The organism is Erwinia tracheiphila, assembly GCF_021365465.1.
Lineage (GTDB): Bacteria > Pseudomonadota > Gammaproteobacteria > Enterobacterales > Enterobacteriaceae > Erwinia > Erwinia tracheiphila.
Map to the genome: position 1 here is coordinate 2,130,475 of NZ_CP089932.1, position 15,819 is coordinate 2,146,293.

The window sequence follows — 15,819 nt, forward strand, 5'->3', positions numbered from 1 at the left end:
CATGGATATCAGCGATTTTTATCAAACGTTTTTCGATGAGGCCGATGAATTGCTGGCCGACATGGAACAACACCTGCTGGGCCTTGACCCGCAGGAACCAGATGCGGAACAGATGAACGCAATTTTCCGCGCAGCCCACTCAATCAAAGGTGGTGCGGGAACATTTGGTTTTACTGTTCTGCAGGAAACTACGCACATTCTGGAAAATATTCTCGACGGTGCTCGTCGCGGTGAAATGCAATTGAGCACCAATATCATCAACCTGTTTTTGGAAACGAAAGATATCATGCAAGAACAGCTGGATGCCTACAAAACCGCCTCGGAGCCGGATGCTGCAACCTTCGAATATATCTGTCAGGCGCTGCGTCAGCTGGCACTCGAAGCCAAAGGTGAAATTATCGCGCCACAGCCTGTCGTTGTTGAGACGCCTGAACGGGGGGGGCTGCGTCTGACTCTGGTTGACCTGAAACCTGCTGAAATTCCGCTTATGCTGGAAGAATTGGGCAACCTGGGCAGCGTCTCCAACGTCATTAAAGGGGAAACCTCGGTAGAGTTAACCCTGGATTCTTCCGTCAGCCCGGATGATATCGTGGCGGTACTCTGCTTCGTTATTGATGAGTCTCAGATCAAATTCCTTAACGAAGGCAGTGAAACACCACAGAAAAAGGTCGCGGCGGTCGAGGTTGAAACGCTGGTGGCCGATGTGGAAACAGAAGCCGAACCGGAGCCGATACTGGCGTCCGTCAGCGATATTTCACCGGCGAAGCGTGAGTCGACTAAAAAAACGTCTGTGCCTAAGGCCAGCGAATCAACCAGTATTCGTGTAGCGGTTGAGAAAGTTGACCAGCTAATCAACCTTGTGGGTGAGCTGGTTATCACCCAGTCGATGCTGGCCCAGCGTTCTGGCGAGCTTGACCCGGTTGCTCACGGCGATTTGCTTAACAGCATGGGCCAACTTGAACGTAACGCCCGGGACCTGCAGGAATCGGTGATGTCGATCCGTATGATGCCGATGGAATATGTCTTCAGCCGCTTTCCGCGTCTGGTTCGCGACCTGGCCAGCAAACTGGGCAAAGAAGTGGAACTGACCCTGCTGGGGAGTTCGACCGAACTGGATAAGAGCCTGATTGAACGTATTATCGATCCACTGACCCACCTGGTACGAAACAGTCTTGACCACGGAATTGAAGCACCGGCAAAACGTCTGGCAGAGGGTAAGGCTGCCGTGGGCAACCTTACCCTCTCTGCAGAACACCAGGGTGGCAATATTTGTATTGAAGTGGTTGATGACGGTGCAGGACTCAACCGCGAACGTATCCTGGCGAAGGCGCTTTCCTCCGGACTCCCGGTCAGTGATTCCATGAGCGATGAAGAAGTCGGCATGCTGATTTTCGCCCCAGGGTTCTCCACCGCAGAACAGGTTACCGACGTTTCCGGGCGCGGCGTTGGCATGGATGTGGTGAAACGTAACATTCAGGAGATGGGCGGCCATGTTGAAATTGCCTCGAAACAGGGCAAAGGCACAACCATCCGTATCCTGCTGCCGCTGACGCTGGCCATTCTCGACGGCATGTCTGTCCGCGTAGCTGATGAAGTCTTTATCCTGCCGCTCAATGCTGTGATGGAATCCCTCCAGCCACTGGCAAACGATCTGCATCCGTTGGCTGGTGGGGAGCGTGTGCTGGAAGTGCGGGGCGAATACTTGCCGCTGGTTGAGCTGTGGAATGTATTTGATGTGCAGGATGCTAAAACAGAGGCGACGCAGGGAATAGTGGTCATTCTGCAAAGTGCCGGTAAACGCTACGCCTTGCTGGTTGATCAGCTGATTGGTCAGCACCAGGTGGTGGTGAAAAACCTGGAAAGCAACTATCGCAAAATTCCGGGCATTTCGGCAGCAACCATTCTTGGCGATGGTAGCGTGGCGTTGATTGTCGATGTCTCGGCTCTGCAATCTCTCAACCGTGAAAAGCGTGTGGCGGGAGCCGCAGCCTGACTTAAACCGATTAAGGGTATAACTATGACTGGAATGGCAGCTGTCACTAAACTTGCTGGCGAAACGGTAGGCCAGGAATTTTTGGTCTTTACACTGGGAAATGAAGAATACGGTATCGACATCCTCAAGGTCCAGGAGATCCGGGGATACGATCAGGTCACCCGTATCGCCAATACGCCGCCTTTTATTAAAGGCGTGACCAATCTGCGCGGTGTAATCGTGCCAATTATCGATTTACGGCTTAAGTTCGAACAGCCGAACGTCCACTATAACGATAATACCGTGGTGATTGTTCTCAACCTCAAACATCGGGTAGTAGGTATTGTCGTGGATGGCGTATCTGATGTTCTGTCGTTGACGCAGGACCAGATTCGCCCCTCCCCGGAATTTGCGGTCACCATGTCCACAGAGTATCTGACAGGCCTGGGCGCCCTGGGTGAACGTATGTTGATTCTGGTGGATATTGAAAAGCTGTTAAACAGTGAAGAAATGGCGCTGGTAGACACACTGCGTAGCGCATAAGACACGGATAAGAATCTTTATTTCGGGGCAGTCCTTTGCGGGACGCTTCGAATTTCTTTTATTGAGGGTTTCTTTCTTTTTTTTCTGCGCAATTGTCCTCGCTGCCTGACTGCCCGTCGACCGCACTGTTTCCCGGTGGCTAATGATTCGGTACGTTCATTTATTGCCAACCGAAACCTGCATTACACATTTTCAGTTGTGCACAGGGCGTCACCAGATAGACATAAACGTGTGCGTCAAGGCGAGTCCGGGAAGCTTTCCAGGTTGTTACCGGAGTGAAATATCATTGCAGGAAATCAATACAACTCATTAAAAAATCTTGATAATAATTAAATTTAATCAGGCAGAGAGTCATTAAATAAGCCCCTTTACTCTGTTTAAATCATGTGGGAATAACACTCATGCTCTGTCAGATGATTCTGACATAACGGATTGTCCTGATACTGCTCATGAAAGCAGCAACCGAAAATCATTCTCGTAAAGATCGCAGCGCTGATGCCGATATAGAGGATAATTAGCCCTGTACAGAGGTAGTCATGTTCAAACGTATCAAAGTTGTCACTGGCCTGGTGGGAATACTTGTATTGTTTGCCTTATTACAGTCAGGAACCAGCGTACTCTTTTTTAACACGGTACATAATGATAAGGAAAACTATCAGTTCAACCAGCGACTGCGAATCCAGCAGCAGGCGATGGGAGGGGCGTGGATTTCCTTAATCCAGGCATGTAACACCCTGAATCGTGCCGGTACCCGCTTTCTGCTTGATGCTACCTATACAGGCTCAGGCACTACGGTAAACGAGTTGCTGACACAGGCCCGGCAGAGTATGGATGCCGCTGACAAATTCTTTGCAGTATTTAACGCAAATCTGTCTGAACAGGGCAAAACGGTGAAACACGTCAAGGCGCTTCAGGTTGGTTATCAGCAGTATCGTGCCTCTCTGTCTGCTTTGATCGCTATGCTGGACGTCGGCCGTTTTAACGATTTTCTTTCCCAGCCTCCGCAGCGCGATCAGGACGATTTCGAAAAAATTTATAACGCCTGGCTTGAAAGAAACAGCCAGTTGGCTGAACAGGGAAACCAGATGAACCGCGATGCCTATCAGCAAACCATCTGGACGTTGGTCTTGGTGCTGGTGACTTTCCTGGTGGCAACCGCGTTCATCTGGAATGGCATCCAAAAAATCCTGCTGCAGCCATTGAAAATGAATATTGCGCATATCCGCCGTATCTCAGAAGGCGATCTGACTCAGCCCGTGCTGGTGGAGGGGCGAAATGAAATGGCGCAGCTTGCCGAAAATTTGCGGGATATGCAGCAGTCGCTGGTCCGCACGGTGAGCGATGTTCGCGACGGTTCCGACGCTATTTACACCCGTGCCAGTGAAATCTCTGCCGGTAATAACGATCTCTCTTCACGCACCGAGCAGCAGGCAGCGTCGCTGGAGCAAACTGCCGCCAGCATGGAACAGTTAACGGCCACCGTGAAGCAGAATGCTGAAAACGCTCGCCAGGCATCGCAGCTGGCACTTAGCGCGTCTGAAACGGCAGGGAAAGGCGGTAGCGTGGTGGACAGCGTGGTGAAAACTATGAGCGAAATTGCCGACAGTTCGAAAAAAATTGCCGATATTACCAGCGTAATAGACGGTATTGCTTTCCAGACCAATATTCTGGCCCTTAACGCCGCTGTTGAAGCAGCGAGGGCAGGTGAGCAGGGACGCGGTTTCGCCGTGGTGGCGGGAGAAGTACGTAACCTGGCGCAGCGCAGCGCCCAGGCGGCGAAAGAAATCAAAGTGCTGATTGAGAATTCCGTGGCGCGGGTAAACAGCGGCTCTGCGCTGGTCGGCACGGCGGGCGAAACTATGAAGGATATTGTCAGTGCAGTGACCCGTGTCACTGACATCATGGGTGAAATTGTCTCGGCATCCGATGAACAAAGCCGCGGTATTGAACAGGTGGGGACGGCGGTAACGGAAATGGACCGCGTTACGCATCAGAATGCCTCACTGGTAGGCGAGTCCGCCTCCGCTGCCGCTGCACTGGAAGAACAGTCTCGCCGGCTGTCCCAGGCGGTTAGTGTATTTCGAATTCGTAAAGAAAATGTCATCCAGGCTGTTAATAGCAGTAGACGTGACGAAAAGATCCTGCTGTCTCCCACAGCGCCTCAGCCTGAAAGGCTTGCTGCCCCGATTTCCAATGATAACTGGGAAACTTTTTAACTTATTATCCAGCTGCCGTGGGCGGCTATGCAGGAGATTTACATGTTCAGCCGGATCCGTATCGCCACCGTCATTTTGTTTTTGCTGGGGCTATTTTGCGTAATGCAAATTGTGGGTAGTGGCCTTTCTTTCAACTCGTTTCGTCTGGATGCGCGCAATATGCACGCCGTTGAAGTTAGCAGCAACCAGCGCGAAACCCTGGGGCAGACCTGGGCGGCCCTCCTAAGCGCCTGCGTAACACTGAGCCGTGCTGGCACGCTGGCTGCACTGAGCAAACCGCGCGAGCAAATAATAAGTTTAATGACAAGAACTCAGGAAGATCTGAATGCTGCCGATAAAGCCTACAGAGAGTTTGATGCCATCGGAGTGGTTTCACCTGAGGGGCAGCAGTTAAAGCAGGTGATGGCGGTGGAATATCACAATTATTATCAGGAACTGGCGCAACTGATTACTTATCTGCAAAACAATCAGCTGCAAAATTTCCTGGATTCCCCTACTCAGGGCAAGCAGGACAAATTCCAGGGGCAGTACAACCTGTGGATGGCGCATATCGACAAGATGCGTGAGCATGCCAGCCAGGCAGGGGAAGGTTTTTACCGGCAGTCAAAGGTGATTTTTATCGCTGCGGTGCTGACGTCATTACTGGTCACGCTGGCAGGCATTGTCTGGGTAAGGAAAGTGGTCATTGCGCCCCTGACCCTGATGCGTGGTCATTTTGAACGTATTGCGGCCGGCGATCTTGGTGGCCACATTTCGGCCAATGGCCGCAATGAACTGAGCCAGTTGTTTAACAGCCTGCATGTGATGCAAACCGCGCTGGCCAGTACGGTGAGCAGCGTTCGTGATGGTAGCCACGAAATGCATACAGGGATCCATGAAATGGCATCGGGTAATAACGATTTGTCGGCACGCACCGAGCAGCAGGCGGCTTCACTGACAGAAACGGCGGCGAGTATGGAACAACTGACCGCAACGGTAAGCGGCAATGCGGAAAACGCACGGCTGGCCTCTCAGCTGGCAAAAGACGCCTCAAACACTGCGAATCGCGGGGGAACGCTGACCGACAAGGTTGTCACCACCATGAATGATATTGCCGCCAGCTCGAAAAAAATTGGTGATATTACCAGCGTGATCGACGGTATCGCGTTCCAGACCAACATACTGGCGCTGAACGCCGCGGTTGAAGCGGCGCGTGCAGGTGAACAGGGCAGAGGGTTTGCGGTGGTTGCCGGGGAAGTTCGCAGCCTTGCACAGCGCAGCGCGCAGGCGGCAAGAGAGATTAAAGTGTTGATTGAAGAGTCGGTCAACCGTGTGGAGCAGGGTTCGGCACTGGTGGCCTCTGCCGGAGAAACCATGGATGAAATAGTCCAGAGCGTCACCCGAGTTAACGACATCATGGGGGAAATCGCCTCGGCTTCAGATGAGCAGCGTCGCGGTATAGAACAGGTTGCGCGGGCAGTCAGCCAGATGGACCAGGTCACGCAGCAGAATGCCGCATTAGTGGAACAGGCCGCCGCCGCGACCGAAGCACTTGAAGCGCAGGCCGATCATCTGACGCAGGCGGTGAAGAAATTTACCCTTTCTTCTGCGGATGAAATGGGTCAACCGCTGGCGCTGGATGTATTCAGGAAAAATAGCCTGGTTTTAACCCCTTAATCTGTACTTTGCTGGGTGGCAATACATGAAAAAATCGACGTCATTAGCACCGCAGGAAAATCAAACAATGCTGTCCCAGATGGTGCAGCGTCTCCCGCTCTCTGATGCGCATTTTAAACGTATCAGTCAGCTGATTTATCAGCGGGCGGGCATTGTTCTGGCCGATCACAAGCGCGAGATGGTTTACAACCGTCTGGTGCGCAGGCTGCGGATGCTGGACCTGGACGATTTTGGTCGCTATCTGGCGCTGCTGGAAAATGATATTAACAGCCCGGAATGGCAGGCGTTTATTAACTCGCTGACCACCAACCTGACGGCGTTTTTCCGCGAGGCGCACCACTTTCCGATTCTGGCGGAACATGCCAAAAAGCGCGGTGGCAGTTTTAACGTCTGGTGTGCCGCAGCGTCAACCGGCGAAGAACCCTACTCGCTGGCGATAACCCTGGCGGAAATCCTGGGTACCGGGCCGGGTAAATTTCAGGTATACGCCAGCGATATCGATACGCAGGTGTTGGAAAAGGCGCTGGCCGGGGTCTATCGCCAGGAGGAATTACGCACGCTTTCTCCACAGCAAATGCAGCGTTTTTTTTTCCGTGGTACCGGACCACATGCTGGCATGGTGCGGGTACGACCCGAGCTGGCGAATACCGTGACCTTTGCCCGGCTCAATTTGCTGGCTAATGAGTGGGTCTTACCTGGACCGTTTGATGCTATTTTTTGTCGTAATGTGATGATTTATTTTGATAAAGAAACGCAGGAGAAAATTCTGAGGCGCTTTGTCACGCAGCTTAAGCCAGGGGGAATTCTGTTTGCCGGCCATTCCGAGAATTTCAGCCAGATCAGCAAAGAATTTTATTTGCGCGGCCAGACGGTCTACGGACTGACTAAGGAAAGATAATGGGCAAAATCAGAGTGTTATGCGTAGATGATTCCGCGCTTATGCGTCAGCTAATGACTGAAATCATCAACAGCCATCCCGACCTTGAGATGGTCGCTTCCGCCCCCGACCCGCTGGTAGCGCGGGAGCTGATTAAAGAATACAACCCGGACGTGCTGACGCTGGATGTGGAAATGCCGCGGATGGACGGCCTGGATTTTCTTGAGAAATTGATGCGTCTGCGGCCAATGCCAGTGGTGATGGTCTCCTCTTTGACCGGGAAAGGGTCGGAAGTCACCCTGAGAGCGTTGGAGCTAGGCGCGGTGGACTTTGTGACTAAACCATCGCTGGGTATTCGCGAGGGAATGCTGGCCTACAGCCAGATGATTGGCGACAAGGTGCGTGCGGCAGCAAAAGCCAGGCTGCACACACGAGGGCTGCTGCCTGCTCCCGTTATGCTAAAAGCCGGACCGCTGCTGAGTAGCGAAAAGCTGATTGCTATTGGCGCATCAACGGGCGGCACTGAGGCAATCAGGCACGTCCTGCAACCGCTTCCGATAACCAGCCCGGCATTGCTTATTACTCAGCATATGCCGGCGGGCTTCACCCGCTCTTTCGCCGACCGCTTAAACAAGCTGTGCCAGATTACGGTGAAAGAAGCGGAAGATGGTGAACGTATTCTGCCCGGTCATGCTTACATTGCACCCGGTGCGATGCATCTGGAGCTGGCCCGCAGTGGTGCTAACTATCAGGTTAAACTGAATGATGGACCACCGGTAAATCGTCATAAACCGTCGGTCGATGTGTTGTTTAAATCAGTGGCACAGTTTGCAGGCCGGAATGCGGTGGGAGTGATCCTGACCGGGATGGGTAACGACGGTGCAGCGGGCCTGCTGGCAATGAATAAAGCGGGAGCCTGGACCATTGCGCAGAATGAAGAAAGCTGTGTGGTATTTGGCATGCCCCGCGAGGCCATTACCCTCGGGGGGGCCAGTGAAGTGGTGGATTTGCACCAGGTTAGCCAGCATATGCTGGCAAAAATTAGCGCCGGACAGGCATTACGAATCTAACGTATAACACAGCGCCCGTCCTGAGGGGCTACATAAAACAGGAGTAACTATGGCTGATAAGAATATGCGGTTTCTGGTGGTGGACGACTTTAACACTATGCGCCGCATCGTCCGTAACCTGCTGAAAGAACTCGGCTTCAACAATGTTGAAGAAGCCGAGGATGGCGTCGATGCGCTGGCCAAACTGCGTGCGGGGGGCTTCGACTTTGTGATTTCCGACTGGAACATGCCCAACATGGACGGATTGCAGCTGCTGCAAACCATCCGTGCTGACACCACCCTGGGCAAGCTGCCGGTGCTGATGGTCACGGCAGAAGCCAAAAAAGAAAACATTGTTGCGGCTGCCCAGGCAGGTGCCAGTGGCTACGTTGTTAAACCCTTTACTGCAGCCACGCTTGAAGAGAAGTTAGGTAAAATCTTCGAAAAGCTGGGTATGTAAGGAGCCGAGATGAGCAATATTCCGAAACCAAGTGTTGATGCTGCCTCGGCGCAAGACATCATCTCCCGAATCGGTTCACTGACGCGCATGCTGCGTGACAGCCTGCGTGAGCTGGGTCTGGATCAGGCGATTGCCGAAGCGGCGGAAGCCATTCCCGACGCACGCGATCGTCTGGATTACGTAGTACAAATGACCGCGCAGGCGGCGGAACGCGCACTAAACTGCGTGGAAGCGTCGCAGCCTCGCCAGACACTGATGGAGAACGGAGCGAAAGCACTGAAAGGACGCTGGGATGAGTGGTTTGAAAATCCTATTGAACTGGCAGATGCCCGCTCGCTGGTTTCGGATACCCGTAGCTATCTGGAATCCGTACCGGAGCATACCGGTTTTACCAACGCCCAGCTGATGGAAATCATGATGGCGCAGGATTTCCAGGATCTTACCGGCCAGGTCATCAAGCGCATGATGGATGTAATCCAGGAAATTGAGCGTCAGCTACTGATGGTGCTGTTGGAAAACATACCGGATCAGCCTGACAGGCCGAAAAAAGATGCCAACAGCCTGCTCAATGGCCCACAGATCAACGGCACCGCACCCGGTGTGGTGGCGAACCAGGACCAGGTTGACGACCTGCTGGACAGTCTCGGGTTCTGACATCTGTGCCACGTCTGCCTGACACGCCTGCAAAGCGGGCGCTGATTTTCAGCAACAGGACACCCGTGCAGCAACCTGCCTGACCGGGTGCCTGACCATCGCGTCGTTTATCAGTGAAATAACCCCTTTTTTACGCCGTTACTCGCGGCATCATTCCTGCGCCATTCTGGCATGCTGTACAAAATTTCTGTTGTGAAGGTGAGCTGTCGTGTCCGGTGAAAGCGAAGAGGAAAAGACCGAAGCCGCAACGGCCCACCGACTTGAAAAAGCGCGTGAAGAGGGCCAGATACCGCGATCGCGCGAGCTGACGTCGGTACTGATGCTGGTCGCAGGACTGACTATTCTGTGGGCTGGCGGCGCGTTAATGTCCCGCAAAATTGCTCTGTTGCTGGCGGAGGGACTGCATTTCGATCACTCCGTAGTGAGCGATACCAGCCAAATGCTGCGCCAAATGAGTAACCTGCTGCTGGAGGCAGTGTTTGTGCTGCTGCCGATGATGGGTGGGCTGGTGCTGGTCGCTATTGCTGCACCTATGCTGCTTGGTGGGGTGATGATCAACGGTAAAGCGATTAAAGTTGATTTTGGCAAGATGAACCCGATTAAAGGACTGGGACGACTGGTTTCCGGCCAGACCGCTGCGGAGTTGCTCAAATCAGTGCTTAAGGCTGTGCTGGTTGGCGTAGTTACCTGGATTTATATCCGGCATCACTGGCCCGATATGCTCAGGCTGATCGGCGAATCGCCGTATACCGCGCTGGCCAGTTCGCTGAACATGATTGCGCTGTGCTGCATTCTGGTGGTGCTGGGGCTGGCCCCGATGGTGGGATTTGACGTGTTCTGGCAGCTTTACAGCTACTTTAAAGGGTTACGCATGACCCGCCAGGATATCCGCGATGAATATAAACAGCAGGAAGGTGACCCCCACGTAAAAGGGCGCATTCGCCAGCAAATGCGCGCCGCGGCACGTCGTCGCATGATGACTGATATTCCCAAAGCAGATGTGATTGTCACCAACCCAACGCATTTCTCTGTGGCACTGCAATATGACGAACGAAAAATGAGTGCGCCAAAGGTGCTTGCCAAAGGAGCGGGTGATATTGCTCTGCGCATTCGTGAACTGGGCAAAGAACACCGTATCCCGGTGTTGGAAGCACCCTCACTGGCCCGTGCGCTCTACCGGCACACAGAAATAGGCCAGCATATTCCCGGCACGCTTTATGCGGCGGTCGCTGAAGTGTTAGCCTGGGTCTGGCAGCTCCGTCGCTGGAAAATCGAAGGCGGCCTGGCTCCGAAGAAACCCAATAATTTACCGGTGCCGGAAGCACTTGATTTTGATCCAGGAGAAAAAGAGTAATGGCTTCTTTGTCGACGTTATTACGGTTACCGAATATTAAGGATACCCAGTGGCAGGTGATGGCCGGTCCGGTATTGATTCTGATGATCCTGTCAATGATGGTGCTGCCGCTGCCGTCGTTTGTCCTCGATCTACTTTTTACCTTTAATATCGCGCTGTCGATTATGGTGTTGCTGGTGGCCATGTTCACCCAGCGTACGCTGGAGTTTGCCGCGTTTCCCACCATTCTGCTGTTTTCAACGTTGCTGCGTCTGGCGCTGAACGTCGCATCCACCCGTATCATTCTGTTGGAAGGCCATACCGGTGCCAGTGCTGCCGGTCATGTGGTAGAAGCCTTTGGCCACTTTCTGGTAGGCGGTAACTTCGCTATCGGTATCGTGGTGTTTATCATCCTCGTCATCATTAATTTTATGGTTATCACCAAGGGTGCCGGACGTATCGCGGAAGTCGGCGCACGTTTTGTTCTGGACGGAATGCCGGGTAAACAGATGGCGATTGATGCCGATCTGAACGCCGGGCTTATCGGCGAAGAAGTGGCGAAGAAACGCCGTTCTGAAGTGACTCAGGAAGCCGATTTTTATGGTTCCATGGATGGTGCCAGTAAGTTTGTGCGTGGGGACGCCATCGCCGGGATTATGATCATGGTGATTAACGTGATCGGCGGCCTGCTGGTGGGTGTTGTTCAGCATGGTATGGACGTTGGCCACGCGGCGGAAAGTTACACGCTGCTGACCATTGGTGATGGTCTGGTGGCGCAGATCCCCGCGCTGGTTATCTCCACTGCGGCGGGCGTTATTGTTACTCGCGTCAGCACCGAGCAGGACGTGGGTGAGCAGATGGTCAGGCAGTTGTTTACCAACCCGCGGGTAATGATGCTCAGTGCCGGAGTACTGGGGATGCTGGGATTGGTACCCGGCATGCCTAATTTTGTTTTTCTGCTGTTCACCGCTGCGCTGCTTGGCCTCGCATGGTATCTGCGCGGTAAACAAGCTAAACCGAAGGTGGAACCGCAGGGTGGCGTGGTGAAAACCACCGAAACACCGGCCAACGTTGAGGCGTCCTGGACCGATGTGCAACTGGAAGATTCACTGGGTATGGAAGTGGGTTACCGTCTGATCCCCATGGTCGACCATTTACAGGATGGCGAACTGCTGGGACGTATCCGCAGTATCCGTAAGAAATTTGCTCAGGAGATGGGCTTTCTGCCGCCGGTGGTGCACATTCGGGATAATATGGAATTACCGCCCGCGCGCTACCGGATTTTGATGAAAGGCGTCGAAATAGGCAGTGGTGATGCCTATCCGGGTCGCTGGATGGCGATTAACCCCGGCACTGCTGCCGGAACGTTACCCGGAGAAGCCACAGTCGATCCCGCCTTTGGTCTGGCGGCTATCTGGATTGACAGCGCCCTGAAAGAGCAGGCGCAGATTCAGGGCTATACCGTGGTGGAAGCCAGTACCGTGGTGGCAACGCACCTGAATCATCTGATTGGTCAGCACGCCAGTGAGCTGTTTGGTCGCCAGGAAGCACAGCAGCTGCTGGATCGTGTGACGCAGGAAATGCCAAAACTGACGGAGGATTTAATCCCTGGCGTGATCACCCTGACCACGCTGCACAAAGTGCTGCAAAATTTGCTGGCAGAGCGGGTTTCTATCCGCGATATGCGAACGATTATTGAGACGCTGGCGGAACATGCACCGGTTCAGAACGATCCGCAGGAACTGACCGCTGTGGTGCGTGTCGCGCTGGGCCGGGCGATTACGCAACAGTGGTTTCCCGGGACGGGGGAAGCGCAGGTTATCGGGCTGGACACCACGCTGGAGCGTTTGCTGCTTCAGGCATTGCAGGGCGGTGGTGGACTGGAGCCGGGCCTTGCCGATCGTCTTCTGGCGCAGGCGCAGAGCGCACTGGCCCATCAGGAATCGCTTGGCGCACCACCGGTACTGCTGGTTAACCATCCACTGCGCGCGCTTCTTGCCCGCTTCCTGCGTCGTAATCTGCCGCAGCTGATGGTGATTTCAAATCTTGAGATGACCGATAATCGTCAGATCCGCATGACCTCGACCATTGGTGGATATTGATGAAGCGGCTTTTCTTTCTGCTGGCGGCGCTTCTGCCCGCCGCCGCCGCCGCCGCCGCCGGCGGGGGCTGGCAGGCGAGCAGCAGTGGTCCGGGACTGCAAATTCGTGGTCAGCAGATGTTTTCGCCAGCACTGAGTGCCCCTGAGAAGAGCAGCGGCGTCATTACCCAGATTTCCTGGCGCTACAGGTTAAACGCGCCGCCGCCGTCGGGACTGATAGTCCATCTCTGTACTCAGACGCGCTGTGTGGTGCTTGAAGGTGCCAGCGGTAGCACGCGCGGACTGACCGACGTCAATGCAGCGGAAAATTTACATTTTGTTTACAGCGTTCAGGGCAAGGGCAAACTACCGCAAACGCTACGGGTGCTCAGTAATGAAGTGATGGTCAATTACCGCTGATTATTGTCTGACGCGGCTGCGGTCTATGCGTACAGCAAAGGAACAAGCACTCAGTGGCTGCATAACAGCGACTACGGCGTTTTTACTCACGCAATACCATGCCCGGTGCAAGGAAAGATACCCAGCTTCTGGCCGGGTTTTTAGGACGTTGAATCTGAAAGAGCAGGCAGAGGGGCGGCCTGAGAGGGTTGCCCCCTTATGGAGGGCGTCAAAAGCCACCGTTGGCGGCTTTTGACTTACATTCTTTCCACCGTGCCAATACCGAGTGTTTCCAGCCCCAGCTTGAGGGTTTTCGCCGTCAGCAGCGCCAGCTTCAGGCGACTGTGTCGGGTGGTTTCGTCTTCGGCTGTCAGAATCGGACAGTGTTCGTAAAATCCTGAGAACAGCCCGGCCAGATCGTACAAATAAGCACACATTACGTGTGGCGTACCGTCACGTGCGACTTGCATGATGGTTTCTTCGAACTGCAACAGACGCACGGCCAGCGCAGCTTCGCGCGCGTCACCGATGACGGTGTTTGCGGTCAGTGCGCTTTCATCAATCCCTGCCTTACGAAACACCGACAACACGCGAGTGTAGGCATATTGCATGTAAGGCGCGGTGTTACCTTCAAAGGTCAGCATATTATCCCAGTCGAAGACGTAATCGGTGGTCCGATTCTTGGACAGGTCTGCGTATTTCACCGCACCGATAGCCACGATGTTTGCCAGCTTTGCCAGCTCATCAGCAGGCATGCCAGGATTTTTCTCCCTGACCAGCCGAGTTGCACGCTCTACTGCTTCATCCAGCAGATCCGACAGCTTGATGGTGCCACCGGAACGGGTTTTGAAAGGCTTGCCGTCTTTACCGAGCATCATGCCGAACGCATGGTGCTCAAGCGTAACGGACGCCGGCACGTAGCCTGCTTTGCGCACGATGGCCCATACCTGTTGCAGATGCTGGTGCTGGCGGGAATCAATGTAGTAGAGCACGCGGTCCGCATGCAGGGTTTCGTAGCGATATTTCGCGCAGGCGATATCGGTAGTGGTGTACAGGTAGCCGCCATCCTTTTTCTGGATGATGACGCCCATCGATTCTCCCTCCTTGTTCTGGTACTCATCAAGGAAAACCACGGTCGCACCTTCGCTTTCCACCGCCATGCCTTTTGCTTTCAGGTCGGTGACGATCTGCGGTAACATGGAGTTATAAAGGCTTTCACCCATAACGTCGTTACGGGTGAGGGTGACATTCATGCGGTCATAGATTAACTGATTCTGCGACATGGTAATGTCGACCAGTTTTTTCCACTGGGTGCGACAATACGCATCGCCGTTCTGCAATTTCACCACGTAGCTGCGTGCGCGTTTAGCAAATTCCGCGTTTTCATCATAGGTGCGCTTCGCTTGCCGGTAAAAGGCTTCCAGGTCTGCCAGCGCAATGTCCTCATGATGTTCATTCTGCTGTTTCTCAAGATAGGCAATCAGCATACCAAACTGGGTGCCCCAGTCGCCGACGTGGTTAGCGCGAATAACATTATGGCCGAGAAATGACAGCGTTCGCACGGCTGCATCGCCAATAATGGTTGAGCGCACATGCCCCACATGCATTTCTTTGGCCACGTTAGGCGCAGAATAGTCGACAACAATGGTTTGTTTTTCAACGGTCGCCAAGCCCACGCGCGGATCGGTAATCACGTTATCTACCTGCGCGGCAACCCAGATCGGGTCGAGAAACAGGTTAATGAAGCCCGGGCCAGCAATTTCAACATTGCTGACGATGCCTTGTAAATCAAGGTGTGTCAGCACTTCTTCCGCCAGCTGCCGCGGAGCCTTACCCAGTTTTTTTGCCACGGCCATGATGCCGTTTGCCTGATAATTCCCAAACTGGTCCCTGGCTGATTGCCGTAGTTGCGGTTCGCAATCGACGGGTGCGCCTGCCGCAATCATCGCCTGACTGACTTTTTCTGAAAGAAGAGCCTGAATGTTCAACTGGTTACCTTCGTGATCTGTTGGCCATGCGCCTGTTGCCGACCGATAAAGCCTCAAGCTGCAAGCTGCATGGTCACAGGGCGTTGCCGTTAAAAATAAGGGGAAAAGTATACTGCATTTCTCATGCGGTTAGCCAGGTGGCATGGAGGGGGATGCTGGGTGGCGGGAAGTGACGTAACGGCACGGCCCGCCGAAAAAATTAAAGGCGACGGTTATGATTACGATAAGGGCTTGTAAAGTTTTTTTTATATTTTCGTGTTTTCCAGTGACGTAATAAGGCAAAGCCAAGCACGGAGATCAGTGTGACACTCAGTATCAGAAAGAGCATGTTTCCATTCCTTATGGGTAAACAGAGGGGTGTGGAGGAACAAAATACCTTATCTCAGCGCATGATGAATTTAAGATTCTTCGTAATTAATGCGATAAAAAACATAAAAGAAACGAATCTAATTTGGCTTTTATCAAAGCAAATGCATAAAAGGGGCTTTTGTGCGGTTCTTTTTAAAAAACTTTATTGCACGTGATCTTCTTTGTTAGAACTAACAAGTTATTTTTTGTCGCGAATAACGGGTTTAGCATTTTTTCATAAAAT

Annotated in this window: 12 protein-coding genes; 11 read left to right on the forward strand and 1 reads right to left on the reverse strand. The window is 53.3% G+C overall.

Going from position 1 to position 15,819, the window contains the following annotated elements; all coding sequences use genetic code 11:
- The first annotated feature begins 1 nt into the window (after nt 1).
- From cheA to flhE, 11 genes are all read left to right on the forward strand, one after another.
- Complete coding sequence (gene cheA / locus LU633_RS11275) at nt 2–1,993, forward strand: chemotaxis protein CheA (RefSeq protein ID WP_198292546.1); 1,992 nt, start codon at nt 2–4, stop codon at nt 1,991–1,993.
- Nucleotides 1,994–2,017: 24 nt separating this feature from the next.
- Nucleotides 2,018–2,515, forward strand: coding sequence for a chemotaxis protein CheW (gene cheW / locus LU633_RS11280; RefSeq protein WP_020323300.1), 498 nt, complete (start codon nt 2,018–2,020; stop codon nt 2,513–2,515).
- 536 nt (nt 2,516–3,051) lie between these two features.
- A complete protein-coding gene (locus LU633_RS11285) occupies nt 3,052–4,731 on the forward strand; it encodes a methyl-accepting chemotaxis protein (RefSeq protein WP_020323299.1) in 1,680 nt (559 codons plus the stop codon).
- A 42-nt stretch (nt 4,732–4,773) separates the two neighbouring features.
- Complete coding sequence (locus LU633_RS11290) at nt 4,774–6,387, forward strand: methyl-accepting chemotaxis protein (protein ID WP_020323298.1); 1,614 nt, start codon at nt 4,774–4,776, stop codon at nt 6,385–6,387.
- Between the two features lie 25 nt (nt 6,388–6,412).
- On the forward strand, nt 6,413–7,285 hold the full coding sequence (cheR, locus tag LU633_RS11295; protein WP_020323297.1) for a protein-glutamate O-methyltransferase CheR: 873 nt from the start codon (nt 6,413–6,415) through the stop codon (nt 7,283–7,285).
- The gene (locus tag LU633_RS11300) at nt 7,285–8,334 is read left to right on the forward strand and encodes a protein-glutamate methylesterase/protein-glutamine glutaminase (protein ID WP_020323296.1); all 1,050 of its coding nucleotides are present in this window, start codon (nt 7,285–7,287) and stop codon (nt 8,332–8,334) included. The genes cheR and LU633_RS11300 overlap by 1 nt, the downstream gene beginning before the upstream one ends.
- 49 nt (nt 8,335–8,383) lie before the next feature.
- Nucleotides 8,384–8,773, forward strand: a complete 390-nt coding sequence (cheY, locus tag LU633_RS11305; protein WP_020323295.1) for a chemotaxis response regulator CheY — start codon at nt 8,384–8,386, stop codon at nt 8,771–8,773.
- Nucleotides 8,774–8,782: 9 nt separating this feature from the next.
- A complete protein-coding gene (gene cheZ, locus LU633_RS11310; protein ID WP_020323294.1) occupies nt 8,783–9,427 on the forward strand; it encodes a protein phosphatase CheZ in 645 nt (214 codons plus the stop codon).
- Between the two features lie 208 nt (nt 9,428–9,635).
- Nucleotides 9,636–10,781: a flagellar biosynthesis protein FlhB gene (gene flhB, locus LU633_RS11315; protein WP_020323292.1), complete on the forward strand. Its 1,146-nt coding sequence runs from the start codon at nt 9,636–9,638 to the stop codon at nt 10,779–10,781.
- The gene (gene flhA / locus LU633_RS11320) at nt 10,781–12,862 is read left to right on the forward strand and encodes a flagellar biosynthesis protein FlhA (protein WP_020323290.1); all 2,082 of its coding nucleotides are present in this window, start codon (nt 10,781–10,783) and stop codon (nt 12,860–12,862) included. The genes flhB and flhA overlap by 1 nt, the downstream gene beginning before the upstream one ends.
- Nucleotides 12,862–13,260 (forward strand): flagellar protein FlhE, encoded by a 399-nt coding sequence (gene flhE / locus LU633_RS11325; protein ID WP_020323289.1) that lies wholly within the window; start codon nt 12,862–12,864, stop codon nt 13,258–13,260. Before flhA ends, flhE begins: the two co-directional genes overlap by 1 nt.
- A gap of 236 nt (nt 13,261–13,496) precedes the next feature.
- On the opposite strand, the gene argS is transcribed toward flhE, so the two are convergent.
- Nucleotides 13,497–15,227, reverse strand: coding sequence for an arginine--tRNA ligase (argS, locus tag LU633_RS11330; protein ID WP_020323288.1), 1,731 nt, complete (start codon nt 15,225–15,227; stop codon nt 13,497–13,499).
- Nucleotides 15,228–15,819 lie beyond the last annotated feature (592 nt).